Origin of the sequence: Roseateles sp. 22389, from assembly GCF_052044995.1 — a bacterium.
GTDB lineage: Bacteria > Pseudomonadota > Gammaproteobacteria > Burkholderiales > Burkholderiaceae_C > Roseateles.
This window is the reverse complement of record NZ_JBQEOF010000005.1, coordinates 64,471-90,167: the sequence shown is the minus strand read 5'-3', so window position 1 is coordinate 90,167 and position 25,697 is coordinate 64,471. Positions and strand designations below refer to the sequence as shown.

At 68.4% G+C, this 25,697-nt stretch carries 19 protein-coding genes; 15 read left to right on the top strand and 4 right to left on the bottom strand.

Annotated features, from left to right (window positions below; translation table 11 throughout):
• Nucleotides 1-33: 33 nt before the first annotated feature.
• Together ACTJKJ_RS08885 and ACTJKJ_RS08880 are read left to right on the top strand one after the other, a co-directional pair.
• Nucleotides 34-3,795 (top strand): fused MFS/spermidine synthase, encoded by a 3,762-nt coding sequence (locus ACTJKJ_RS08885; protein ID WP_440820215.1) that lies wholly within the window; start codon nucleotides 34-36, stop codon nucleotides 3,793-3,795.
• A gap of 70 nt (nucleotides 3,796-3,865) precedes the next feature.
• Nucleotides 3,866-5,665 carry a Wzy polymerase domain-containing protein gene (locus ACTJKJ_RS08880; protein ID WP_440820214.1) on the top strand — a complete coding sequence of 600 codons (1,800 nt, stop codon included), beginning with the start codon at nucleotides 3,866-3,868 and terminating at the stop codon, nucleotides 5,663-5,665.
• Between the two features lie 32 nt (nucleotides 5,666-5,697).
• Here the strand turns inward: ACTJKJ_RS08880 and moaC are convergent, their stop codons facing one another.
• Nucleotides 5,698-6,180 carry a cyclic pyranopterin monophosphate synthase MoaC gene (gene moaC / locus ACTJKJ_RS08875; protein WP_147240520.1) on the bottom strand — a complete coding sequence of 161 codons (483 nt, stop codon included), beginning with the start codon at nucleotides 6,178-6,180 and terminating at the stop codon, nucleotides 5,698-5,700.
• 61 nt (nucleotides 6,181-6,241) lie between these two features.
• On the opposite strand from moaC, the gene ACTJKJ_RS08870 reads away from it, so the two are divergent.
• Nucleotides 6,242-7,813: a M48 family metalloprotease gene (locus tag ACTJKJ_RS08870; protein WP_183483833.1), complete on the top strand. Its 1,572-nt coding sequence runs from the start codon at nucleotides 6,242-6,244 to the stop codon at nucleotides 7,811-7,813.
• A gap of 84 nt (nucleotides 7,814-7,897) precedes the next feature.
• Here ACTJKJ_RS08870 and ACTJKJ_RS08865 read toward each other — a convergent pair whose 3' ends face one another.
• A complete protein-coding gene (locus ACTJKJ_RS08865) occupies nucleotides 7,898-8,254 on the bottom strand; it encodes a phage holin family protein (RefSeq protein ID WP_091731857.1) in 357 nt (118 codons plus the stop codon).
• 293 nt (nucleotides 8,255-8,547) lie between these two features.
• On the opposite strand from ACTJKJ_RS08865, the gene ACTJKJ_RS08860 reads away from it, so the two are divergent.
• From ACTJKJ_RS08860 to ACTJKJ_RS08820, 9 genes are all read left to right on the top strand, one after another.
• A complete protein-coding gene (locus ACTJKJ_RS08860; RefSeq protein ID WP_297381094.1) occupies nucleotides 8,548-9,537 on the top strand; it encodes a TerC family protein in 990 nt (329 codons plus the stop codon).
• A gap of 354 nt (nucleotides 9,538-9,891) precedes the next feature.
• Nucleotides 9,892-12,165, top strand: a complete 2,274-nt coding sequence (locus ACTJKJ_RS08855; protein ID WP_297381097.1) for a catecholate siderophore receptor Fiu — start codon at nucleotides 9,892-9,894, stop codon at nucleotides 12,163-12,165.
• Nucleotides 12,166-12,256: 91 nt separating this feature from the next.
• Nucleotides 12,257-12,937, top strand: coding sequence for a Fe2+-dependent dioxygenase (locus ACTJKJ_RS08850; protein WP_297381101.1), 681 nt, complete (start codon nucleotides 12,257-12,259; stop codon nucleotides 12,935-12,937).
• An 18-nt stretch (nucleotides 12,938-12,955) separates the two neighbouring features.
• On the top strand, nucleotides 12,956-13,624 hold the full coding sequence (locus tag ACTJKJ_RS08845; RefSeq protein ID WP_343602015.1) for a PepSY-associated TM helix domain-containing protein: 669 nt from the start codon (nucleotides 12,956-12,958) through the stop codon (nucleotides 13,622-13,624).
• Nucleotides 13,625-13,759: 135 nt separating this feature from the next.
• Nucleotides 13,760-14,296 carry a DUF2271 domain-containing protein gene (locus ACTJKJ_RS08840; RefSeq protein ID WP_091730350.1) on the top strand — a complete coding sequence of 179 codons (537 nt, stop codon included), beginning with the start codon at nucleotides 13,760-13,762 and terminating at the stop codon, nucleotides 14,294-14,296.
• Between the two features lie 40 nt (nucleotides 14,297-14,336).
• Nucleotides 14,337-15,173 carry a DUF4198 domain-containing protein gene (locus ACTJKJ_RS08835; protein ID WP_183493397.1) on the top strand — a complete coding sequence of 279 codons (837 nt, stop codon included), beginning with the start codon at nucleotides 14,337-14,339 and terminating at the stop codon, nucleotides 15,171-15,173.
• On the top strand, nucleotides 15,170-16,255 hold the full coding sequence (locus tag ACTJKJ_RS08830; protein WP_440820213.1) for an FAD:protein FMN transferase: 1,086 nt from the start codon (nucleotides 15,170-15,172) through the stop codon (nucleotides 16,253-16,255). Before ACTJKJ_RS08835 ends, ACTJKJ_RS08830 begins: the two co-directional genes overlap by 4 nt.
• Nucleotides 16,255-17,709, top strand: coding sequence for a sulfite reductase subunit alpha (locus ACTJKJ_RS08825; protein ID WP_440820212.1), 1,455 nt, complete (start codon nucleotides 16,255-16,257; stop codon nucleotides 17,707-17,709). The genes ACTJKJ_RS08830 and ACTJKJ_RS08825 overlap by 1 nt, the downstream gene beginning before the upstream one ends.
• 296 nt (nucleotides 17,710-18,005) lie before the next feature.
• Entirely contained in the window at nucleotides 18,006-18,425 is a 420-nt protein-coding gene (locus tag ACTJKJ_RS08820; protein ID WP_091730363.1) for an SWIB/MDM2 domain-containing protein, read from the top strand.
• A gap of 102 nt (nucleotides 18,426-18,527) precedes the next feature.
• Here ACTJKJ_RS08820 and ACTJKJ_RS08815 read toward each other — a convergent pair whose 3' ends face one another.
• Nucleotides 18,528-18,905 carry a response regulator gene (locus tag ACTJKJ_RS08815; RefSeq protein ID WP_175538417.1) on the bottom strand — a complete coding sequence of 126 codons (378 nt, stop codon included), beginning with the start codon at nucleotides 18,903-18,905 and terminating at the stop codon, nucleotides 18,528-18,530.
• Between the two features lie 305 nt (nucleotides 18,906-19,210).
• On the opposite strand from ACTJKJ_RS08815, the gene ACTJKJ_RS08810 reads away from it, so the two are divergent.
• The gene (locus tag ACTJKJ_RS08810; protein ID WP_440820211.1) at nucleotides 19,211-19,999 is read left to right on the top strand and encodes an MHFG family PEP-CTERM protein; all 789 of its coding nucleotides are present in this window, start codon (nucleotides 19,211-19,213) and stop codon (nucleotides 19,997-19,999) included.
• A 53-nt stretch (nucleotides 20,000-20,052) separates the two neighbouring features.
• Here ACTJKJ_RS08810 and uvrA read toward each other — a convergent pair whose 3' ends face one another.
• Nucleotides 20,053-22,947: an excinuclease ABC subunit UvrA gene (gene uvrA, locus ACTJKJ_RS08805; protein ID WP_440820344.1), complete on the bottom strand. Its 2,895-nt coding sequence runs from the start codon at nucleotides 22,945-22,947 to the stop codon at nucleotides 20,053-20,055.
• Nucleotides 22,948-23,239: 292 nt separating this feature from the next.
• On the opposite strand from uvrA, the gene ACTJKJ_RS08800 reads away from it, so the two are divergent.
• Together ACTJKJ_RS08800 and ACTJKJ_RS08795 are read left to right on the top strand one after the other, a co-directional pair.
• The gene (locus tag ACTJKJ_RS08800) at nucleotides 23,240-25,249 is read left to right on the top strand and encodes a putative bifunctional diguanylate cyclase/phosphodiesterase (RefSeq protein ID WP_141225399.1); all 2,010 of its coding nucleotides are present in this window, start codon (nucleotides 23,240-23,242) and stop codon (nucleotides 25,247-25,249) included.
• A gap of 164 nt (nucleotides 25,250-25,413) precedes the next feature.
• A complete protein-coding gene (locus ACTJKJ_RS08795) occupies nucleotides 25,414-25,596 on the top strand; it encodes a hypothetical protein (protein ID WP_091730383.1) in 183 nt (60 codons plus the stop codon).
• The last annotated feature ends 101 nt before the right edge of the window (nucleotides 25,597-25,697 follow it).

Below are 25,697 nucleotides of genomic sequence, written 5' to 3'. Positions count from 1 at the left end.
TCGATATCGATCTCGCGGATCCTGTACGTCCCAATGACTGATTCCCTTCCCGCTGCGTCGTTGCCTCCGGTGCTCTCCTCCGCCGCGTTCGTGAGCGATCCGAGCCAGCGAGACACAAAGCTGGCCATCAAGGCCGCATTGATCGCGTTGCTGATTGTCGCGTTGGCGGCCAGCCTGGGACTTTGCCGCTGGCCTGGTGCCTCGATCGTCCCGAACATGCTCTTCGGCACCGCTGTCCAGCGTTTCTACGTCATGAACAGCGTTGCGGTGCTGTTTGTAATCCTCTTCTGGGGAACGGTGCCCAGCCGTATCACGATGGCGGTGTCGCTGGCGGGAGGCGCCGTGATCGGGACGCTGCTTGCGTTCCTGCTACCCGAGGTGTTCCGGCTGACCCAACCTGAGCATATGTTGGTGGCCTACAGCGTGCCATGTATCGGGCTACTCCTTCACCGTGCGCTGGTCGCCGGTCGTTCCGTGCCGGCAGACTTGATCGGGCATCGCTTGCGTGCAGTCTTGATTCTGCTGTTGCTCAACATCGTCTTGCCTGATTCCGCGCTCCAGTTGAGCGCGGCGGCCCATCCCGAGGTCTTGGACACGCACGCGCTAGCCATGGACCAACTACTGGGTTTTAGTTTCGTGGCGTGGATCGCGCAGACAGTCCGCGGATTGCCGTGGCTGCTCGAACTGAACAAGTCGCTCTACACGTACACCCCGGCGCTGATGCTGGCCGCTGTGGCCTTGCAACTGCGAGGCAAGCGGGCCCATGTGCCGAGCGTGACGCTGATATGGCTGTTGATGACGATGTCCGCCTGCGTCGCTTATCACCTGTTTCCCATCACAGGCCCGCGCTACGTCTTTGGTGACGTGGATTTCGCGACTGCAATCGCCAAGCCCGTTGCTCTTCAGCAGGTCCTTGTGCTTGCCCCTTATCCCCGTAACGGCATGCCGTCGATGCACTTCGGCTGGGCCTTGGCGGCGTGCATCGTGTTATGGCAGACCGTGCGGCATTGGCTGCCGCGCCTTGTTGGCGCCTTGGCGACCTTGGGCGTTGCCTCGGCAACAATCGCCCTGGGCGAGCACTATCTGATTGACTTGATAGTGGCCATCCCATTCGTGCTTGGCGCAATGGCAATGGTCACGACTGGAGTTCCGTGGACGTCGGCAGCCAAGCGGCGGGTCGTTATCGCCGGCTTTGGCCAGTGGCTGGTCTGGGTGCTGTGCATGCGCTTTGCGATGCCCTTCTTGCAGGAGCATCAATGGATCGCCTTCGGTATGCTCCTCGTCACGATCGCGGTCGTGGTCTTGCAGATCTCGTGGCGACGCCAATTCGAGGCGCACGCGATCACCCCCATCGAACCAGCACCAAGCCCCCAAGCCACTGCGGAGCTTGAAGTGCAGCGTCGATGGCTGCATCGCTTCGGTCTGATGTTCGTAACTTCCGGTGCTGCGGCATTGGTGTATCAGGTCGTCTTCGCGAAAAAGCTGGCTCTGGTTTTCGGCAGCACGGCCACTGCGACCTTCACGGTGTTGGCGACATTCCTCGGCGGCATGTCGATCGGCGCACTGATTGGCGGCGTACTAGCGACACGCTCGCATCGACCGCTGCGCGATTACGCCATCGTCGAACTTGCGATCGCAGGCTACTGCGTGCTATCGCCCTTCTTGTTCGATCTCGCGCAGGCCGCATACGTGGCCTTGGCTGCGGGCGTGCCACCCGACGCGCCACAGCTGCTGGTGCTGCGGATCGCGCTCGGCGCTGCAGTACTCTCCGTGCCGACGGTACTGATGGGTATGACGCTGCCGTTGCTCGCTCAGGCGCTCGGTGCCACCGCCGGCTCGCTGGGCAATCGGGTGGCTTGGCTCTACTTCTGCAACACCATTGGCGCGGCGCTCGGCGCACTCCTGACGGCCTACTTCGTGATTCCGGCGGTGGGTATCCAGCGCACTGTGCTTATCGCCGCTTTGCTCAACCTCATGGTGGCGCTCGGCGCGCTTGAATTGCTCAAGCAGCCGGCCGCAGACCGTGCTGCCGTGCCGGCCGCTCTGGCCGGCTCCAGCCAGACGCCGTTCGGCAGCCGGCAGGTGACGTTGGCCATGGCGGCGCTGGGCATCGGTGGCATGCTGTCGCTTGGCCTGGAGGTCACCTACGTGCACCTGCTGTCGATCGTGGCGGGCAACAGCGTCTATGCATTTGGGTTGATGCTGGCCGCGTTCCTCATGGGCCTATCGCTCGGGGGCGAAGGCGCGCGCCGACTCCTCGGACGACTGTCCCCTGTGGCCGGCCTGGCCGCAGCCCTGCTGTGCCTTGCCGCGTCGATTGTTCTCACTACTGGCGGATGGAACGCTATCCCAGACTATTTCGCCAGTTTTCAACAGTACGGGGCGGTACGAAGCTTCGGCAGCCGCGAAGCGATCCGCGGCATGGTATGCATGCTGATCATGGTGCCACCGACCCTGTGCATCGGCGCGGCCTACGTTTTCGCGATGGAAATCGCGACCTCTGGCGCTACTGTCAAGCGACTCGGTGCCGCGGCGGCAATCAATACCCTGGGCAATATCGTCGGTGTGCTGCTGTTTGGATTCGTTGTGTTGCCGCGCTGGGGCGGCTTGGATGCGGCTCTGTTGATCGCTTTCTGCGCGATAGCGCTCGGACTCATCCTGCTCACAACCTCCATTGCTGGACGATCGCGACGCTGGGTCGCTCTATTCGCCGTCGCAACACTCGGGCTCCTTTGGCAACACCGCGACGCCACGCTGGATTACCGCACTCTCAGTTCAGGTGCCAATGTGTATTTCGCGGCGCAGGACTGGGGGCGTGTGGTGGACCACGCAGAAAGCATTGACGGTGGCCTAACCGCAGTGGCGCAAGGCGACCTTCAAGGCCGGCCTCTGAAGACGCTGCTGACCAACGGAAAATTCCAAGGCAATGACTGGCTCACCGGAGAGATGCAGGCACAGATCGGCTTCGCGATGGCGCCGCTAATGCATCAGGAGCGTCGGGAGCGGGCGCTTGTGATCGGCTACGGAACCGGGGCAACCAGCCGCGTTTTTCACGAGGCGGGTTTCAAGCGAGTGGATATTGCGGAACTCAGCGCCGATATCGTGCGGCTCGCTGACCAGCATTTTCCGGCGATCAACCGTCAGGTTTCGTCGCAGCCAGGCGTGCACCTCAGTGTGACCGACGGCCGCAATCTACTGTTGCTGTCGCGAGATCAATACGATGTAGTCAGCATCGAGCTGACTTCTATCTGGTTCGCGGGCGCCGCCTCGCTCTACAACCATGAGTTCTATGAACTGGCAAAGCGCAGGATGACGGAGGACGGTGTGCTACAGCAGTGGGTGCAATTGCACCGGTTGACGCCTGAGGACATCCTAACCGTCGTGGCCAGCCTGCGCAGCTCGTTCCACTTCGTGAGCCTGTATGTGTTGGGTGGGCAGGGCGTCTTGGTCGCCACCAACGATCCCGCTCGCGCGATGCCTCGACTGCAAGCGGTGCAGACGCTGGAGTCCTTTGCGGAGCTTGAGGAGGTTCGGACAATCCTTGGCCGGCCACTCCGAGCGCTGATCGGAGACCGGTTGCTCGCACCCGATGGGGTGGATCGCTTTGTGGCCAGTTCAGGCGTAGCGCCCGCCGTGTGGGTTAGCACCGACGACAATGTGCGACTCGAGTACAGCACGCCACGAGCCAATGTTCGTGACCCGCTGGCCTCACAACAACAGAATCTGGCGGTGCTGCAACGCTTCAGCGCGTCACCTTCGATACCGACGGCTCCGGCTTCCGCCGCTACCCGCTGATGAGTGAGGCGTCGGCGGCGTTGATGCGCCAGGACAGTAAAGTAGTCAGTCCGCAAGACGCAAATTGCCCATGACGCCCGCCGCGACGACTCGTACCGCCGATATGTCCACCTTTGATCCGGGGCAGTCGGTCGTACCGCCCCGCCGGCCGCTTATCCTCCTGGGCCTGCTCGTTGGCGTCACGCTCGCCCCGCTGATCGCCTTCAACCAGACGCCGTCGGCCACGCTTTACAACCAGCTGATGGCCTTTGCAGGTCTCGGGCTGCTGGTCGCCGGTCTGGCGTGGGGGCGCTCCCTGCGCGCAGGCTGGCGCAACGACGGCGTGTCCCTCTCCCTGCTGCTGATGACCGCCGTCGCCTTGGCGGCACCGTTCACCCATGGGCTCCCCTGGTCCATGTCGCTGACCAGCATTGCGATGCTGCTCGGCGCGTTGCTCGCCGTGCAAACCGGTCGCGCCGTGGTGGCCAACCAGAGAGACCAAGTGCTGACGCTCTTCTGCGTCGCCCTCGTCGGCGCTGGTGTGCTGAGCGTTGCCGTCAGCCTCGTCCAGATGTTCTTCCCGTCGCTGGCCGACGGCAACGTCATCGCACGCTCGGGGCTCGTCGGTCGCGCGGTCGGCAACATGCGCCAGCCCAATCACCTCGCGAGCCTGCTGATGTGGGCGTGCGTCGCGTCCGTGTGGCTGGCGCAAGGCGGCTGGCTTGCCCGTCGTCTGGGGGGGGCGCTGCGCGGCACCGTCGCGCTGCACGTGCTGCTCTTTCTCTTCGTCTTCTGCGTGCTGCTCAGCGCCTCCCGCACCGGCATGATCGGCGTGGCGATGCTCGCCCTCTGGGGCGCGGTCGATGCCCGACTCGCCCCGCGCGTGCGCATCGCGCTGGGATCGACGCTGATCATGTTCGCCATCGGCTGGGGGCTGCTCGAGGCTTACACCGCCCTGAGCCATCACGCCTTCGGCGCCCAGTCCCGCGTGTCTGAGGAAGGCGCGGGTTCTCCGTCGCGCATCGCGATCATGAAAAACGCGATCGGCCTGTTGCAGCGCTACCCGCTGACCGGCTCCGGTTGGGGAGACTTCAACTTCGCTTGGACGATGACGCCGTTCCCGGACCGCCCGGTCGCGTTCTTCGATCACACCCACAACCTCGAACTGCAATTGCTCGTCGAGATGGGGCTGCCCCTGGGCCTGCTCACGCTAGCCCTGCTCGCCTTGGGTCTGTGGAAGGGCTTCGCCCGCGCCGTGCGCGGAAGCGCGGCCACGCGTTGCGCGGCCATGCTGGTCGCGATGATCGGCCTCCACAGCCAGTTCGAGTACCCCCTCTGGTATGCCTATTTCCTCCTTCCGGCTGCATTCGCCTATGGGCTCTGTCTGGCGGGGGGGGATGTCGCCGAGTCGACGCCGGCGACCGGTCAGCGCCGACCATGGCTGGCGGCGCTCGGGCTTGTGGTTGCGGCCGCCGTGCCGCTGGTCGTGATCGACTACCTGCGCATCGTGCACATCTACGCGCCGCCGGCCGGTGCGGCTTCGCTCGACGACCGCATCGCCGCTGGCCAGCGTTCGCCGCTGTTCGCGCTCCAAGCCGATTACGCCGAAGCCACGGTGCAACCGCCGGGAGCCGTGGCTCTCGCCGCAGCCCGGCAGACCGGGCATCACCTGATCGACACGCGCCTGCTGATGGCCTGGGCGAAATCGCTCAACGCGGTCGGCGAGACCGACAAGGCGCGCTACCTGGTCCAGCGCCTGCGCGAGTTCCGCAACGTCGCCAGCGAGGAGTGGCTCAACGAATGCGACGAGGTCGCGCAACTGGGCGCCGCAGCCAAGCCCTTCCAATGCGAAGCGCCGAAGCGCGAGTACAGCTTCCGCGAACTACGCTGATCGGGCGAGCCAAGCGGATAGGGGCTGGGGAGTCAGACCTCGGCGGTCCAGTCGCCCGACTTCCCGCCGTGCTTCTCCAGCACGCGGATCTGCTCCATGACCATGCCCCGATCAGCGGCTTTGCACATGTCGTAGACGGTCAGCAGTCCCACCTGCACGGCGGTCAGCGCCTCCATCTCGACGCCGGTGCGCCCCAGCGTCTCGACCTGCGCGGTGCAGACCACCGCGTTCGCCGCCTCATCGAGTTCGAACTCGACAGCCACCCGCGTGATCGGCAGCGGATGGCACAGCGGAATCAGATCCGACGTCCGCTTCGCGGCCTGGATCGCGGCAATGCGCGCGACGCCGATCACATCGCCCTTCTTTGCGTTCCCATCGCGGATCAGAGCCAGCGTCGCCGGCTTCATCCGGATGCGCCCCGCCGCGCGCGCCACGCGGTGCGTGACATCCTTGCCGGAGACGTCCACCATGTGGGCTTGTCCGTCGGCGTCAAAATGGGTCAGAGGCGAGCTCATGGGCGCGGCAACAATCGCGAAACCGAAGAGGCGTCATCATAGTTCCCGCCCTGGAGATCCCTTGAAGCGACCGAACCCCATTCCCTTCAGCCGTCGTTGCCTGGCGGTGCTGCTCAGCGCGATGCTGCTCGGCCAGGGCGCCGCTGCGCAGGTGAACCTGCCCGCCCTGGGCGACTCGGTGTCCGCGGACGTCAGCATCGGCGCCGAGAAGAAGCTCGGCGACCAGGTCATGCGGCAGATCCGGCCGGACCCCGACTACATCGACGATCCGCTGCTGCTCGAGTACGCGCAGAACACCTGGCAGCCGCTGGTGAACGCGGCGCGCCGGCTCGGCAACATCAGCGACGACACCAGCGACCGTTTCGCCTGGGAACTCTTCCTGGTGCGCGACCGCTCGGTGAACGCGTTCGCGCTGCCCGGCGGCTACGTGGGCGTACACCTCGGGCTGATCGCCATGACGGGGGCGCGTGACGAATTGGCCTCGGTGCTGGGGCACGAGTTGTCGCACGTCACGCAGCGGCACATCGCGCGGAGCATCGTCGGCGATGCCCGGACCAGTGCGCTCGCGACGGTGGGGCTCTTGCTGGGCATCCTCGCCGCCGCGAAGAGCCGCAGCGTCGACGGCGCCCAGGCCGCGATCGTCACCAGCCAGGCGGCAGCGGCGCAAGCGCAACTGAACTTCTCGCGCGACATGGAGCGCGAGGCGGACCGGGTGGGCTTCCAGGTCATGACGCAGGCGGGCTACCAGCCCGCCGGCATGGCCAGCATGTTCGAGCGCATGGAGCAGGCTTATCACCTGATGGATTCGGGGGCTTATCCCTACCTGCGCAGTCACCCGCTGACCAGCGAGCGCATCGGCGAGGCGCGCGCGCGACTGGGCACGGCCGCGCAGACCAAGCTGGTCGGCACCTCGGAGCATGTCTTGATGGCCGCGCGCGCCCGTGTGCTGATGGACCAGCGCACCGATCCCTGGCGCGTGCTCCAGGGCCTGGACGCTGGCTCGAGAGCCGGCGAGAAGAACATCGATCAGCTCGCCGCGCGCTACACCAGCGCGCTGGCGTCGATCAAGCTGAGGGACTTCTCCCGCGCCGAAGCCACGCTGAAGACGGCCGACGCGCTGGCGGGCCTGCTCGGCGCCGACCCAGGCGCGAAGCGGCTGCTCGTCTACGCGCATGCCGAACTGGAAGTCGCCCGCGGCAGGCCGGATGCTGGTTTCGCGGCGCTGGAGCCGCTCAAGAACGAGCGCTCGCGCCCGATGCTGATGATCCGCGCGGATCTGGCGCAGGCGGACCCGCGGCCGGAAGTGAAGCGGGAAGCCGCCGAGGCGTTGCAGACCCACCTGGCGCTGCACGCGCAGGACGCGCTGGCCTGGCAGGAAAGCGGCACCTTGTGGCAGCAGCTCGGCCAACCGCTGCGCTCGCTGCGGGCTCAGGGCGAGAACCGCGCGGCACTCGGCGACATCACCGGCGCGATCGACCGCCTCGCGTCGGCGGAACGCCAGGGCCGCGCCCGTTCGGCGGACCAGTTCGAGGCGTCGGTGATCGACTCCAGGCTGCGCGATCTTCGTTATGAGCGCCGCCAGATGCTGATGGAGATGTATCCGCGTGGGGTGCCGCCTGGCGCGGAGCCTTGAGCGCATCTCGCAGGCGCCAGAACGAAGGCCGCTCGATGAGCGGCCTTTTTCATGACGGGAGGTGCCTTAGCCAGCGAGGTGGGCTCATTCGCTGTCGGGGAACAGCCGTTCGATCAGCACGTCGATGGCCATGCCGCACAGCGAGTAGATCAGCGAGCCGATCAGCGCCGCGCCGAATCCTGCGACGGTGAAGCCGTCCAGCACGGTGGCGGTGGCCCAGAAGAGCAGCGCATTGATGACGAAGAGGAACAGCCCCAGCGTCAACAGCGTGACTGGCAGCGTCAGCAGCACCAGCACCGGTCGCAGGATCGTGTTGAACAAGCCCAGCACGAAGGCCGCGATCAGCGCGGTGCCGAAGCCCTTCACCTGGACGCCAGGGTAGAGATGCGCCACCAGCAGCAGCGCGGCCGCCAGAAGCAGCCAACGGGTCAGCGTTTTCATGCCGCTCAGCATACCGGCAGGCATCATCAGAAAAATACGAACTTGAAATCGCCAACAACACAAGATAATCCGAACCTTCCGAAAGGGGAGTAGCCACGCGGCCCAGGCCGCGGCAGACGCCCGTCAGTACGTTGCCTTGTTGGCAGCCGGGCTCTGCACCTGACACCGGACCGCCGTCAACGACGCGGCCTGGCGCCAGTCTTGCAAGACCTTTTGGCCGGACGGCGGTCGCTCGATCGCCGCGAGTGTCTTGGGGATCGGTACAGTCCGCCCCGTTCTTGCAAGGAGTCTTCATGAGCACGATCGTGCCCACCTGGTTGTGGGTGGTTTTCGTCGGCATCGTCGTGGTGTCGCTGTTTCTCGACTTCGTTGTCCTGCGCAAGCAGGGCGCGCACGAGGTGGGGGTCAAGGAAGCGATCAACTGGTCGCTGGTGTGGGTGGCGTTGAGCGTCGCCTTCATGGGCCTGCTGTGGTGGGCCGTCAAGGACGGCACCGGCGACACGGCGCTCGCCAACACCAAGGCGCTGGAGTTCATCACCGGCTATCTCATCGAGAAATCGCTGGCGGTCGACAACATCTTTGTCTTCCTGATGATCTTCACCTACTTCGCGGTGCCTTCGGCCTACCAGAAGCGGGTGCTGATGATGGGCATCATCGGCGCCATCGTGCTGCGCACGGTGATGATCCTGGTCGGCGGCTGGCTGATCGCACAGTTCCACTGGATCCTCTATCTCTTCGGCGCCTTCCTGCTGATCACCGGCATCAAGATGTGGTGGGCGGCCGGCAAGGAACCGGACCTCGAGGACAACCCCGCGCTGAAGCTGCTGCGTCGCGTGCTGCCGGTCAGCAAGAACTTCGACGGCGAACGCTTCTTCACCCTCGAGAACGGCAAGCGCATCGCCACGCCGATGCTGCTGGTGATCGCGCTGGTGGGCATGACCGATGTGATCTTCGCGGTGGACTCGATCCCGGCGATTTTCGCGATCACCAGCGATCCCTTCATCGTGCTGAGCTCCAACATCTTCGCGATCCTCGGCTTGCGCGCGATGTACTTCCTGCTTGCGGCGATGGCGTCCAAGTTCCACCTCCTGAGCTACGGCCTGGCCGTCGTGCTGGTGTTCATCGGCGCCAAGATGATGCTGATCGACGTCATCAAGATCCCGGTGCTGCTGTCGCTGGGCGTGGTGGTGGCGATCCTCGCGATCACGATGATCTGGAGCCTGCGCACCGCGCCCAAGCTGCCCGAGCATCGCTCGAACGAGTCGCCGGACGCGCTGAACTGACGACCCGCTGACGGGCAGGGCGCTTCCCCGCCCGCCATCCCCTCCGACCCGCGTGACGCGCCAGCGTCTCGCGGGTTTTTGCATTTCCGAGCAGATTCCGAGCAGGCCCAGGCGTCGCGCGTTCGCCACGCGGAAGCGCTATTCACCAGCAAATCTTTGACATGTACAAATGAGAATGCTTAGCATTTGCGGCCTTTGAGTCCAGAACCGGCCTCAATCACCCGCCACCGCCAGCCAGTCGCGATCAGGGAGGGGCCCGCCACCGTGCGCCGTGAAGCGTCGGGACGACGCCGCCAGCGCGCAGCCAGCCGAGCCGATTTCCATAAGAACTTCTCCCCCCGGAGCTCGATCCCCATGTCCCGCTACATCAAGAGCCGCAAGCACGCGGTGGCCCCGCTGGCCGCACTGGCCGCCTCCCTGACCCTCCCGCTGGCCCACGCCGCCGAAGCCCCCGCCCCCGCCGACGCCGGCTCGACCGCCGCGTCCTCCTCCGCCGCGCCCTACCTGCCCCAGGTGAAGATCGAAGGCACCGCCCAGTCCGCCTACAAGGCCGACAAGAGCGCCTCCTCCAAGCTGACCCAGCCGCTGCTGGAGACGCCCAAGACGATCTCGGTGATCAAGAAGGAAGTGCTGCGCGAGCAGGGCGCGGTCTCGCTGATCGAAGCGCTGCAGAACACCCCCGGCATCACGATGCAGCTGGGCGAGAACGGCAACACCTCTGCCGGCGACACCTTCCAGATGCGCGGTTTCAGCGCCAGCACCTCGACCTTCGTCGACGGCATCCGTGACCTGGGCGCGGTGACCCGCGACGTGTTCAACGTCGAGCAGATCGAGGTCGTGAAGGGCCCGGCGGGCGCCGACACCGGCCGTGCCGCCAGCGCCGGCTACATCAACCTGATCACCAAGCTGCCGCAGATCGACGACTTCATCGACGGCTCGGTGACGATCGGCGACGCCAGCCGCAAGCGGGCCTCGGTCGACGTCAACCAGAAGATCTTCGACAACAGCGCCGTGCGCCTGAACGCGGTGTGGCAGGACTACGGTGTCCCCGGCCGCGACGAGGTCAAGCGCAAGAACTACGGCATCGCGCCCTCGATCGCGTTCGGCCTGAACACGCCGACCCGCTTCTTCCTGTACTCGCAGCACCTGCGCCAGAACAACCGCCCGGACGGCGGCGTGCCGACCATCGGCTGGCCCGGCTACACGGCGGTGTCGTCCGCGACGGTGACGCCCGCCCAGGCCGCCGCGCTGATGGCCGCGCCCAAGGTCGACCGCAAGAATTTCTACGGCAGCGTCCACGACTACGAGGACGTCAAGGCCGACATGGTCACCGCCAAGCTCGAGATGGACATCGGTAACCAGATGACGGTGCGCAACGTCTCGCGCTACGGCCGCACCTACATGGATCGCCTGGTCACCGGCATCAACTCGATCGTCGCGGTCGATCCGGCCGACCGCAGCACCTGGACGATCAGCCGCTCGCGCCAGCGCGTCAACCAGACCAACGAGATCCTGGCCAACCAGACCAGCCTCAACACCACGCTGGCCACCGGCGGCCTCAAGCATGACCTGTCCACCGGCATCGAACTGATGTACGAAAGCCAGGACAACCGCGGCTTCACCGCCGTGGTCCCGGCCGGCACCAACGTCGCCAACCTGTACAACCCGAACCCGAACGTCGACCTGGGCGGCTCGGTGCGCAATGCCGCCGCCGACACCTCGGGCAGCACGACCACCACCGCGATCTACGCGCTGGACACGATCTCGGTCACCGACGCGCTCAAGCTCACCGCCGGCCTGCGCACCGAGCACTACAAGGTCAAGTACAGCAGCGCCGCCACCGGCGCGCTGGACACCGGCAAGTGGGTGACCAGCTGGAACGTCGCCGCGCTGTACAAGCTGTCCGAGAACGGCACGGTCTACGCCGCCGCCGCCAACTCGCTGACGCCGCCGGGGGGCGCCAACTCGACGCTGTCCGCCTCGGGCCAGAACGGCACCGCCGCCGACGCGCAGGAGACCAAGAACTACGAGGTCGGCACGAAGTGGGACCTGCTGCACAAGCGCCTGAACCTGACGGCCGCGCTGTACCGCAGCGAGAACGACGGCCAGGTCAGCGTCGACGCGGTGACCAACGTCGCCACGCAGAGCGGCAAGACCCGCGTCCAGGGCATCGAGCTGGCGGCCGTCGGCCAGATCACCAACTTCTGGCAGATCACCGCCGGCTTCCAGACCATGGACGCCAAGGCGCTGAGCCAGCGCAGCTTCAACTCGACCACCGGCGTGCAGACCACCACCGATGGCGTGCGCTGGACGCCGAAGTGGTCGGCCACGCTGTGGAACTCGTACCAGTGGAACGACTTCACCATCGGTGGCGGCGTGCGCCACACGGCGGAGCAGAAGCGCATCGTCACCGTCAACGCCGCGCCGGCCAACGGCCTGGCGGCGCTGCCGGCCTTCACCGTCGTGGACGTGATGGGCGCCTACCGCGTCAACAAGAACCTCAGCCTGCAGCTGAACGTCACCAACCTGTTCGACAAGGAATACATGTCCTCGCTGAACAACGGCGGCAGCCGTCTGGTGCTGGGCGCTCCGCGTGCGGTGACGTTGATGGCCAACATCGGCTTCTGAGCCGATTGAGGTAGCGTACGCGCGGCCCGTTCCCGTTTTGGCGGGGGCGGGCCGTTCGTCCGTCCCGCCCCCGAACCGAATCGATCCGGACATGTTGCTTCACATCCCCGAAGTGCTCAGCAAGCAGGACGTGCGCGAGATGCGCAAGCTCCTGGATGCCGCCGACTGGACCGACGGCCGCGCGACCGTGGGCGAGCAGGGCGCGAAGGTCAAGCAGAACCGCCAGCTGCCGGTGGACCATCCGGTCGCGCGCGAGATCGGCGCCCACATCCGCCAGGTGCTGGCGCGGCATCCGCTGTTCATCTCGGCCGCGCTGCCGCTGCGCACCCTGGCGCCGCTGTTCAACCGCTACGAGGGCGGCGAGCAGTACGGCTTCCACATCGACGGCGCGATCATGCGCCAGCAGGGCAGCGACCAGCCGCTGCGCAGCGACGTGTCCTCGACGCTCTTCCTCAGCGAGCCCGACGAGTACGAGGGCGGCGAGCTGGAGGTCGTCGACACCTACGGCACCCACGAGGTCAAGCTGCCCGCGGGCGACCTGATCGTCTATGCCAGCACCAGCCTGCATCGCGTCACGCCGGTGACGCGCGGCGCGCGGGTGTGCTCCTTCTTCTGGACGCAGAGCCTGATCCGCCAGGACTGGCAGCGGGCGATGCTGTTCGAGCTCGACCAGACCGTCCAGAAGCTGCGCGCCCGGCTCGGCGACGACGCCGAGACCACCGCCCTCACCGGCCACTATCACAACCTGCTGCGGCTCTGGGCCGAGACCTGAGCGCGCGAGACCGTTCCGATGACGCCGGCCGACACTTCCCCTTCCTCCGCCGCCAAGCCCGGCAAGGGCCCCGCCGCGCGCGCGGCCTGGCTCAAGCAGCTGCACCAGTGGCACTGGATCAGCTCGGCGATCTGCCTGATCGGCATGATCCTGTTCGCCGTCACCGGCATCACGCTGAACCACGCGGCCGACATCGAGTCCAAACCCGCGATCGTCGGCAAGACGGCGCAGCTGCCCGCCGAGCTCGCCGCGACGCTCAAGCCGCGCTCGGCCGAAGAAGCCGACAGCAAGGCCGCCGTGCCCGCGCCCGTGCGCGCCTGGCTGGCGAAGGAACTCGGCCGGCCCATCGATGCCCGCGAGGCCGAATGGAACCGCGACGAGGTCTACCTCGCGATGCCGCGCCCCGGCGGTGACGCCTGGGTCCGTATCGCGCGGGACAGCGGCGAGGTCGAGTACGAGGACACCGACCGCGGCTGGATCTCCTACTTCAACGACCTGCACAAGGGCCGCCATGCCGGCGTGGCCTGGAGCTGGTTCATCGACCTCTTCGCCGTCGCCTGCCTGCTGTTCTCCGTCACCGGCCTGCTGATCCTGAAGTTCCATGCGGTCAGCCGGCCCAGCACCTGGCCGCTGGTCGGCCTGGGCCTCGTCATTCCCGCGCTGCTGGCGCTGCTGCTGATCCACTGACCTGATCCCCACACGACCCCGACCGGCGCCCGCCACGGCGCGGCGCCGGTCCCGTCCTTCCCGCTGTCCTTCCCACCCTTCTTCCCGTTCCGAGCCATCGCCAGGATCCTCCCGACCTCCACCGAGACATCGACCATGAATCGCTCCGCAAGTCGTACCCTCCTCACGATCGGTGCCCTGGGCACCCTGGCCACGGGCTCGTCCGCCTGGGCTGCCACCGTCCAGCTCAAGCTCGAGCTGCCGCGCCTGAACGTGGCCGAGTACCACCGTCCCTACATCGCCGTCTGGGTCGAGAAGGCCGGCGAGTCCGGCCCGGCCGTCGCGCAGCTGGCGGTCTGGTACGACATCAAGAAGCAGAACAACGCCGGCACCAAGTGGCTCAAGGACATGCGCCAGTGGTGGCGCCAGGGCGGCCGCAACCTGACGGTGCCCGCCGACGGCGTGAGCGCCGCCACGCGCGCGCCCGGCGAGCATGCGATCTCGCTGGACACGCATCCGGCGCTGGCCGCGCTGCCTCCGGGCAAGTACGACATCGTCGTGGAGTCCAGCCGCGAGGCCGGCGGCCGCGAGGTGCAGCGCCTGCCGCTGACCTGGCCGGTCAAGGCCGCGGCCACCGCCAAGGCGCAGGGCGAGCACGAGCTCGGCGCGCTGGAACTGAACGTCAAGCCCTGAGCGGCATCCCGTCCCCCGACACGACACGGAGCACTCCACCATGACGAAGACTTCGATCGCATCCCGCCTCGCCCCCGTCGCCCTGGCCGTCGCCGCGCTGCTACCGCTGGCCGCGCACGCCCACATGACCTGGCTGCTGCCCAACAAGTCCGCCTTCGACGGCAAGGAGCCGGTGGCCTCCTTCGACGCGGCGGTCTCGGAAGACCTCTTCAACTTCGAGCGCGCGCTCAAGCTCGACACGCTGCGCATCACCGCGCCGGACGGCAAGACCGTCGAGGCCGAGAACCGCAGCACCGCCCGCCACCGCGAGAGCTTCGACGTGAAGCTGACGCAGGACGGCACCTGGCGCATCAGCAACGTCAGCCAGTCCATGATGGGCAGCTACAAGCAGGGCGGCGAGACCAAGCGCTTCCGCGGCACGCCGGCGAGCTTCGCCAAGGACGTGCCGGCCGACGCCGAGATCACCGCGCTGACGGTGATGACCAATCGCCAGCAGACCTTCGTCAGCAGGGAGGAGGCCGGCAAGGTCGACTTCAAGCCCGAGGGCGATGGCCTGGAGCTGCTGCCGCTGGGCCCGGTCACCGACCTGAGCCATGGCGACAAGACGCGCTTCCGTCTCCTGCTGGACGGCAAACCGGCCGCCGACGTGCAGCTGAAGCTGGTGCGTGAAGGCAACCGCTACCGCTACAAGTTCGGCGAGGTCGAGCTCAAGACCGACGCCCAGGGCGAGTTCACCGTCGAGTGGACCGAGCCGGGCCGCTACTTCCTCGGCGCGAGCACCGGCCCGGCGCGCGGCCCCAACGCGCCGGCCGGCACGCGCCAGGCGCCGGTTCAGCGCGCCGGCGTCAGCGCCACCTTCGAGGTGCTGCCCAAGTGAGCCCGGCGAGCGGGACGACCCACGCGCGGACGCCGGGCCTCGCGCCCGAGCCGCGCGTGCTGATCCCGCTGCGCATCGATGGCGAGCCGCCGGCGCTGGGGCAGGTGCTGCACGCGCTGGACGGCGAGACGATGGGCACGACCTGGTCGGTGCGTTTCATCGGGCCGAGCGGGCTGCGGCTCGCCGCGATCGAGGCAGCCATCGTCCGCGCCTGCGATGAGGTCATCGCGCAGATGAGCGGCTGGGACGCCGCCTCCGACCTGAGCCGCTTCAACCGCGCGCCCGCCGGCACGGTGTGTCCCTTGCCGGACGATTTCGCGACGGTGCTCGATGCGGCGCTGAAGATCGCCGCCGCGAGCGGCGGTGCCTACGACCCCAGCGCCGGCGCGCTCGTGGCGCTGTGGGGCTTCGGTCCGTCGGGCGAGACGGCGCTCGCGCCGCGCCACAACGATCCCGCGTTCCGCGCCCCGTCGCCGCAGGACTGCGCCCGCGTCCACTGCGGCTGGGACGCGCTGCCGTGGGACGGCGCGCGTCGCACGCTGACGCAGACCGGCGGTGTCGCGCTGGATCTGTCGGCGATCGCCAAGGGTTTCGCCGTCGACCGCGTGTCGGAGCTGCTGGGCGCGCTCGGCCTGCGCGATCACCTCGTCGAGATCGGCGGGGAGCTGCGGGGCGCCGGCTTGAAGCCCGACGGGCAACCCTGGTGGGTGGACCTCGAGCCGCCCGCCGCCGACTGCGCCCTGGCGCCGCTGCGCATCGCGCTCCACGGCCTGTCGGTCGCGACCTCCGGCGACTACCGCAAGTGCTTCGTCGATGCCACCGGCCAGTGGCGCTCCCACACCATCGATCCGCGCACGCGGCGGCCGGTCGAGCACGGCCTGGCATCGGTCACCGTGGTGCATGACAGCGCGATGGCGGCCGATGGCTGGTCGACCGCGCTGATGGTGCTCGGGCCCGACGAGGGCCTCGCGCTGGCCGACCGGCTCGGCCTGGCCGCGCGGCTCGTGCGGCGCCGCCCGCCGGCCGAAGGCGGTGGTTTCGAGGAGCGCTTCTCCGCGGCGATGCGCGCGCTGATGCTCTGATGACTGCGATCCTGTCCCGTCCCGCGGCGGCGCTGCTGCTGCTCGCGCTCTACCTGCTGATGTGCGCCGCGGTGTGGTGGCGGCATCGCCGCCGTCAACGTCAAGCGGCCGCGGAATCCGCCGCGCTGCTGCCGGCCGCCGATGCCGGCCCACCGGTGCTGGTGCTGCATGCGAGCCAGACCGGCCAGGCCGAGGAGATCGCCTGGCAGACCGCTAGGGCGCTGCACCTGGCCGGCATGCCGGTGCGCGTCGCCGCGCTCGGCGAGGTGGACCGCGAGGCGCTGCGCGGCGCGCGGCATGCGCTCTTCATCGCCAGCACCTACGGCGAGGGCGACGCCCCCGACAGCGCGGCGCCGTTCGCGCGCGACCTGATGGCGGCACAGTCCTCGGACGCGGCTACCGGCCTGGACCTGTCGTCGCTGCAGGTGGGCGTGCTCGCGCTGGGCGATGCGACCTACACCCACTTCTGCGGCTTCGGCCGCGCGCTCGACGTCTGGTTGCGCGAGCGCGGCGCGCGGTCGATGTTCGATCGCATCGAGGCCGACCGGGCCGATGAACACGCGCTGTCGCAGTGGCGGCAGCGCTTGAGCCACCTGGCCGGCACCGCCGACCTGGCCGAGTGGGAGGCGCCGGTGTTCATCGACTGGCGGCTGGCGGCGCGCCGCCATCTGAATCCAGGGAGCCAGGGCGGACCGGTGTTCCACCTCGAGCTGGTGCCGGCGGACGGATCGCCGCTGCCCGCCTGGGAGGCTGGCGATCTCGTGCAGGTGAGCGTGGCCGGGGAAGCGGTCCGTGCGGCCGGCGCGGCCGATGCGATCGATGACGACGCGCGGCGACCGCGCGAGTACACGATCGCCTCGCTGCCCGCGGACGGCCGCGTCGAACTGATGGTGCGTCGCACCGAGCGCGAGGACGGCTCGCCGGGCCTGGCGTCGGGATGGTTGACGGAGCGCCTGGCCGTCGGTGGCGGCGTCGCGCTGCGCCTGCGACCGCATGCGAGCTTCCGCATCGGCGCCAACGCCGACCGGCCGCTGATCCTCGTCGGCAACGGCACCGGGCTGGCGGGGTTGCGGGCGCACTTGAAGGTCCGCGCGCAAACCCGCATGAACACGGGGAACGGCGCCGTGAGGGCTTGGTTGCTCTTTGGTGAACGGCAATCGGCGCACGACGCGCATTACCGCGACGAGATCGAGGCCTGGCAGCGCGACGGCGTGCTGGCCCGCGTGGACTGGGCCTTCTCGCGCGACCAGGCGGAACGCGTCCATGTGCAGCACCTGCTCGCTCGCGAGGCGCCGCGTCTGCGCGAATGGATCGCGGACGGCGCGGCGATCTACGTCTGCGGCAGCCTGCAAGGCATGGCCGGTGCCGTCGACGCGGTGCTGCGCGAGACGCTCGGCGAGGCCGATGTCGACGCGCTCATCCGCGAAGGGCGCTACCGGCGCGACGTGTACTGAGCGGTCCGCGCCGGTGCTGTCGGCGCCGTGAGGCGCGCGTCGCGCGGACCACGGCGACCACGGGGAACCCCGTAGGCGCGCAGGCATCGCGCGTGTCGGACATGCGGAGATTGATGCGCGCTCGCGACAAACACGGGGGACGGCGTTGACTTCGAGGCCGTTTTCCCCCTGCCAGAGCCTTCTCAATGCAGGAGGTGCGCAGTACCATTGCCCGCGCAGGGTGCCAACGAGTACCGAAGGCGTCAGACCTTCACCAGGGCCCGGCACATCAACAACCCTTGATGGAGAGAATCGAAATGGCAACTGCGAAGAAGGCCGCGCCCGCCAAGAAGGCGGCACCGGCCAAGAAGGCGGCACCGGCGAAGAAGGCCGCCGCGCCCGCGAAGAAGGCGGCACCTGCGAAGAAGGCCGCGCCCGCGAAGAAGGCAGCTCCTGCGAAGAAGGCTGCCGCTCCCGCCAAGAAGCGCACCCCCAACGCCGCCTTCATGAAGGCCCTGACCCCCAGCCCCGCGCTGGCCGCGATCGTCGGCGACAAGCCGCTGCCGCGTACCGACGTGGTGAAGAAGGTCTGGGAATACATCAAGAAGCACAACCTGCAGGACGCTGCGCAGAAGCGCGTCATCAACGCCGACGCCAAGCTGAAGGAAATCTTCGGCAAGGCCAAGGCCGACATGTTCGAGATGACCCGCCTGATCAACAGCCACCTGAAGGATTGAGCGCCGAGGCCGCAAGGCCTCTTCCGCGTTCAGGACAAGGCCCGCCTCGCGCGGGCTTTTTTGCGTCCGCGCCGGTCCGTTGGGAGGCGCGGCGCGATCGCCTCAGAGCCGCTCGAGCGCGGCGCGCAGCTGGCGCACGTCGATCGGCTTGAGCCAGTAATCCTGGAAGCCCGCGGCGCGAGCGCGTTGGCGCTGGTCGTCCATCACGTCGGCCGACAGCGCGATGCAGCGCAACTGGGCCAGGCGTGCATCCGCGCGCACCAGCGCCATCAGTTCCAGGCCATTCATGTCCGGCAGGTTCATGTCCATCAGCACCAGCGAGGGCATGACGCGCGGCAGCATCTCCATCGCCTGGGCGCCGGTCTCGGCCACGTCCAGCGTCCAGCCGGGCATCAGGCGGAACACCTCCTCCATCAGCACGATGTTGATGCGGTCGTCCTCGACGTAGAGGACGTGGCGGGCGGCGGTGGGGGAGGACATGGCGAGGACAGGCAGGGGACAACGCACGATACCAGCGATTGGCTGGACGGCCCGTCTTGTCCATGCCGTCACCGCTTCTTCACCGCCCGTGCGATCTGCGGGAGCACCGTGACAAAAACCACGCGCGGCCATACCCCCGGCTGAGGGGGACGGCCCGATGCGAGGGGCCTTCGCTCCCTACACTCGCGGCAACTCCTGTCACATCCGGTGATGCAAAGCGACGGATGGAAACAGGAGCCACAAACGGCAAGGCTTGACCCCGACGAGATGTCTCGCGGAGGCGGCCGCCGAAAAAGAGAACTGTCATGTCGTTGGTGGCCGCATTCGCGTTGGCCGCGTCCACGGTGACGCTGCCCAACTGTTCCTGGGACAAGCCGGGGGTCAATCCCTTCATGGGCGACCTCGTCGCGGCCGTGGACCGGTACAAGGACATCCCGGCGGCGACCCGCGCCAAGCTCAAGGCGCGCATGGCCGCGCGCCAGTACGACGAGATCGTCGACATCCACCGCGACAGCATCGTCGGCCGCTACGAGTACGGCAGCGAGATCCGCGACATGCATTTCGGCGCCGGCTCGGTCTGCCGCACGGTCACGCGGACGAAGTGGACGGCGCAGACGCTGGAGCGCGGCCTGGTCTATTGCGAGGACGGCCAATGCATCCTCGTCCCGACCGTGTGCCGCAATGTCAGCCGCATCGCGCGCGGACCGCTGAAGCCGGCCGCGGCCGGTGGCCCGACCGCCAAGGCCGAGGACGAACCGCTGATGTTCGAGCCCCCGGCGGCCGGTGCGGCCGCCGACGGCGGTGCCGGCGATCCGGGCAGCTTCGCGCGCACCGCCGCGCTGCCACCCACGGCCACCTCGGACACCAGCCTGATCGCGCCCACGCCGGGCGGCAGCGGCGGCGGGGCGCCGGTGGCGCCGCCGCCCACCGGCGTCGGCGGACCGGGCGTCATCACGCTGCCGCAGCTGCCGGCGGGCAACGGTGGTGGCGGCAACCTGCCCGTCGTGCCGGGGGTGCCGGAACCGCAGACCTGGGTGCTCTTCGCGCTGGGACTGGGTGCCCTGGCCATCGCGGCGAAGCGCCGCGCCGCCTGAACTGGCGCGCGACTCAGCCGCGCCCCCTCAACTGCGCCCCTGAGCCGCGCGCTTCAGCCGCGCGCGAGCAGCGGCTTGAGGTAGCGGCCGGTGTGGCTCGCCTCGCAGGCGGCGACGTCCTCGGGTGTGCCCGCGACCAGCAGCCGCCCGCCACCGGAGCCGCCCTCCGGACCCATGTCGATCAGCCAGTCGGCGGTTTTGATGACGTCCAGGTTGTGCTCGATGATCACGATCGTGTTGCCCGCGTCGCGCAGCTGGTGCACGACCTTGAGCAGCAGCGCGATGTCGGCGAAGTGCAGGCCGGTGGTTGGCTCGTCGAGGATGTACAGCGTCCGGCCGGTGTCGCGCTTGGAGAGCTCCAGCGCCAGCTTGACGCGCTGCGCCTCGCCGCCGGACAGCGTCGTCGCGCTCTGGCCGAGCTTCACGTAGCCCAGGCCCACGTCCATCAGCGTCTGCAGCTTGCGCGCCAGCGTCGGCACCGCGCTGAAGAACGCGAGCGCGTCTTCCACCGTCAGCCCCAGCACCTCGGAGATGTTCTTGCCCTTGTAGAGCACCTCCAGCGTCTCGCGGTTGTAGCGCTTGCCGCCGCAGGTGTCGCAGGGAACGTAGACGTCGGGCAGGAAGTGCATCTCCACCTTCAGCACGCCGTCACCCTGGCAGGACTCGCAGCGGCCGCCGGCCACGTTGAAGCTGAAGCGGCCCGCGCCGTAGCCGCGCTCGCGCGCGGTCGGCATCTCGGCGAAGAGCTCGCGGATCGGGGTGAACAGGCCGGTGTAGGTCGCCGGGTTGGAGCGCGGCGTGCGGCCGATCGGCGACTGGTCGACGTTGATCACCTTGTCGAAGGCGTCCATGCCTTCGATCTCGTCATGCTCGGCCGGTTCGGCATGGCTCTGGTAGAGCTTGCGCGAGACGGCGGCGTACAGCGTGTCGTTGACCAGCGTGCTCTTGCCCGAGCCGGACACGCCGGTCACGCAGGTCAGCAGGCCGACCGGGAATTCGGCGGTCACGCCCTTGAGGTTGTTGCCGCGCGCGTTGACGATCTTCAGCGTGCGCGGATCGGCGCTGTCGCTGAGCGCGTGACGCTGCTTGGGCACCTCGATGCGCTCCACGCCGCTGAGATAACGGCCGGTGGACGATTCGAGATTCGCCGCGACCTCCTCCGGCGTGCCCTGCGCCATGATCCGGCCGCCATGCACGCCGGCGCCGGGGCCCAGGTCCAGCACATGGTCCGCGGCGCGGATCGCGTCCTCGTCGTGCTCGACGACCAGTACCGAGTTGCCCAGGTCGCGCAGGCGCCGCAGCGTGGCGATCAGCCGGTCGTTGTCGCGCTGGTGCAGGCCGATGCTGGGCTCGTCCAGCACGTACATCACGCCGGTCAGCCCGGAGCCGATCTGCGACGCCAGCCGGATGCGCTGCGCCTCGCCGCCGGACAGCGTGTCGGCGCTGCGGTCCAGGCTCAGGTAGTTCAGCCCCACGTCGTTGAGGAAGTGCAGCCGCGAGGCGATCTCGCGGATCACCTTGTCGGCGATCTCCGCCTTCGCGCCCTTGAGCTTCAGCGATTCGAAATAGGCCAGCGCCTCGCGCAGCGTCGCGTGCTCGACCTCATAGATCGGCTTGCCGCGCTCGCCCTCGGCGGCGTCGGCCGGCTGCAGCAGCACGTGGCGCGCCTCGCGTCTCAGGCGCGAGCCCTCGCAATGGGGGCAGGGCTTGGCGCTCTGGTAGCGCGCGAGTTCCTCGCGCACCGCGGCGGAATCGGTCTCGCGGAAGCGCCGCTGCAGGGTGGGGAGGATGCCCTCGAACGGATGGGAGCGCCTGACACTGCGCTTGCGGCCGTTGGCGCCTTCGGCCTGGTAGGTGAAGGTGATCTCGTCCTCGCCGGAGCCCTGCAGCAGGACCTGGCGCGCCAGCTCGGGCAGTTCCTCGAAGGGCTGTTCGATGTCGAAGTCGTAATGCTTCGCGACCGATTCCAGCATCGAGAAGGTGTAGGCGTTGCGCCGGTCCCAGCCCTTGACCGCGCCGCTGGCCAGGCTCAGCGTCGGGAAGGCGACGACGCGTTCCGGATCGAAGACGGTCACCAGGCCCAGGCCCTCGCAGGAGGGGCAGGCGCCCACCGGTGAATTGAACGAGAACAGCCGGGGCTCCAGTTCCGGCAGCGAATAGCTGCAGATCGGGCACGCGAACTTGCTGGAGTAGATCGACTCGGTGCCGCGGTCCATGTCGAGCACCAGCGCGCGGCCGTCGGCCAGGCGCAGCGCGGCCTCGAAGCTTTCCGCCAGGCGCTGGCGCAGCTGGTCGGCGCTGTCGTGGCGCAGCTTGATGCGGTCGACGACCACATCGATGTCGTGCTTCTCCGCCTTCTTCAGCGCGGGCAGGTCCGGCACCTCGACGGTCTGCCCGTCGACGCGGAAGCGCACATATCCCTGCGCCTGCAGGTCCTGGAAGAGCTCGATGAACTCGCCCTTGCGGTCGCGCACGACCGGCGCCAGCACCATCAGGCGCGAGTCGTCCGGCATGGCCAGCACCGCGTCGACCATCTGGCCGACGCTCGAGGCCTCCAGCGGCAGGTGGTGGTCGGGGCAGAAGGGCGTGCCGGCGCGCGCGTAGAGCAGGCGCAGGTAGTCGTGGATCTCGGTGACCGTGCCCACCGTCGAGCGCGGGTTGTGGCTGGTGGCCTTCTGCTCGATCGAGATCGCCGGCGACAGGCCCTCGATCACGTCGACCTCGGGCTTGTCCATCAGCTGCAGGAACTGGCGCGCGTAGGCCGACAGGCTCTCGACGTAGCGGCGCTGGCCCTCGGCGTACAGCGTGTCGAAGGCGAGCGAGGACTTGCCCGAGCCCGACAGCCCGGTGATGACGACCAGCTGGTTGCGCGGCAGGTCGACGTCGATGTTCTTGAGGTTGTGGGTGCGGGCGCCGCGGACGCGGATCATCGGCGGCTCGTCCCCCATCCGCCCCAGCACCTGGCCCAGATACCGGCCGCCCGGGCCCGGCTGCGGCGCGGCCGTGGGCTCGGACGGGGCGGGGACGGCGGGCGGGACTTTCGTGGACATGGGGCCGGACACAGCTGGAGGCGAACTCGCCATGATAGGGCCAGCCCCGTTCCAGCGCCGATCCCTGCTGACACCGCATGGCAGCGGGAGGAATGCCGAAATCCTTCCCCGCGACCCCGCCTTTGCGGGGGCTCTCCGGCCACATGGGGGTGCAGAATCGCCGCATCCCCCTCCTGCCCTTCCCCCCTCGATGAAGTTCAAAGCGCCGTCGCTGTCGCTGCGCAGTGTGATCCTGCTCGCGGTGGTGGTCGGGATCGCGGCGCCGGCCCTGGCGCTGCTCGCCTACAGCGATGCGTTCATCCGCCGCAGTCTCGAGCCGGTGCTGGAGGGCCAGCGCGCGGCCGTGCTGACGCTGGCCGCCAATGGCCTGGTCGAGCCGCTGTGGACGGTGGACAGCCCGGCGGTGCAGCGGGCGCTCGACCAGCTGCTGTCGGACGTCAACGTCTGCGCGGTGGAGCTCAACGAGGAGCGCGTCGACACCCGCGACATCGTGCGCGCCAAGTGCAGCCCTGGCTGGCCGACGGTCACGCTCGCCGCGACCATCCAGCGCGAGGGCCAGGTGCTGGGCAGCCTGCGGGTGCAGTTCGACGACGCCGCGCAGGAACGCATGCTCGAGGAGGGGCGCCGGCAGACGGCGCTGATCGTTGCCGCGCAGGTGGCGGTGGGCGTGGGCATCGTGCTGATGGTCTTCTATCTGAGGATGGTCCGCCCGATCGACCGGCTCAAGCGCCTGGCCAACGCGATCGCCGAGCGCCAGCCGGTGCCGCGGCTGCGCTGGAACCGCAAGGACGAGCTGGGCCAGCTGGGCGTGCACCTGGACCAGATGGGGCAGCAGATCGCCGGCCTGCTGGCGGACATGGAGAGCAAGAACGCGCAGCTGCATCAGCTCGCGATGTACGACCACCTCACCGGCCTGCCCAACCGGACGCTGTTCCGGGAAGTCTTCCTGCACGAGGCGGCGGTCGCGCGGCGCGAGCAGAGCCATCTGGCGCTGCTGTTCGTCGACCTGGACCGGTTCAAGGCGATCAACGATTCGCTCGGTCATGCCGCCGGCGACCGCATGCTGCTGCAGGCCAGCGAGCGGCTGCGCCAGGCGGTGCGCGAGTCCGACCTGGCCTGCCGCGTCAGCGGCGACGAGTTCCTGCTGCTGATGCGCGATTCCAGCGAGCACGTCGCCTCCGCGGCGCAGCGCCTGATCGAGGCGCTGAACGCGCCGCTGCAGCTCGAGGGCGGCGTGGCCAGCGTGTCGGCCAGCGTCGGCATCGCGCTGTTCCCGCGCGATGGCGACGACTTCGACACCTTGGTCCGCCATGCCGACCTGGCGATGTACCGCGCCAAGCAGCTGGGGCGCTCGCGCTACAGCTTCTTCCAGCAGGACATGGATGCGGCGGCGGTGCAGCGGATGGAGCTCGAGCGCGAATTGAAGCTGGCGCTGGAACGCGACGAACTGCTGCTCCATTACCAGGCCGTCGTGGATGCCCGCACCGGCGCCTGGTCGGGGCTGGAGGCGCTGATGCGCTGGCAGCATCCGCAGCGCGGGCTGGTGATGCCGGGCCAGTTCATCGAGCTGGCCGAGGAGACCGGGCAGATCCTGGACCTGGGCTGGAGCACCATCGAGCAGGCCTGCGCGCAGCTGGCGCGCTGGAAGGCCTCGGGGCGGCATCCGGGGCCGATCTCGATCAACCTGTCCGCCCTGCAGTTCCGCGAGCCCCGGCTGGCGGAGCGGATCGCTGAGGCGATGGGCCGCCACGCGGTCGCGCCCGGCGAGCTGGCGATCGAGCTGACCGAAAGCTCGCTGCTGACCGACACCGACACGGTGCTCCAGACCCTGGCGCGCCTGTCCGAGCTGGGGCTGAGCCTGTCGGTGGACGACTTCGGGACCGGGTATTCCTCGCTCGCCTACCTGAAGCTGCTGCGCCCGGCGCGGCTGAAGATCGACCGGGCCTTCGTCCGGGACCTGCCCAGCAGCGCCGACGACCGGGCGCTGGTGCGCGCCATGATGGGCATGGCCGAGGCGCTGGGCATCGACGTGGTGGCGGAGGGCGTCGAGACCGAAGCGCAGCGCGACGCGCTGCTGGCGCTGGGCTGCTGGCAGCAGCAGGGCTATTTCTATTGCCGGCCGCAGCCGGCCGCCGCGCTGGCGGCGCGCCTGGCCGTCTGGCCGCCCCAGGTTGGGGCAGCACGGGCAGCGCGCGGCTGAAGCCCCGCCAGGATCGCCCCCCAGGACCCATTCGCCCGGCCGACCGGCATTTCGGCGCGCGATAGCGGCAATTCGTCGCGTCGTCGTGGTCTTGCCGCCGGTGGCGGCGCACAGTGCATCCTCGTTGAAATGCCAGGACGGGGATCGCACCGCAGGGGACCACCATGAACGACGCCGCCAAGACCTTCCTCACCGCCCTGGCCGCCGTGGCCAGCGCCGCCGTCATCGCCTTGTGGCTGGCGGACACGAACGAGGCCGCGCGTCCGTCCCATCCCCTGCCCCTGCACTGGGCCGAGCAGACCATGCCGGGACCTCAGGCCGACCAGGCCAGCAAGCCGCGCGGATGACCCCGCGGCTTGCGCTCCGATAGACGCCACGCTTCCCCCGGCATTTCGAAGCCCGCCTGACCAGCGGGCTTCTTTTTTTACGGCTCGATCGCTTGAAACAC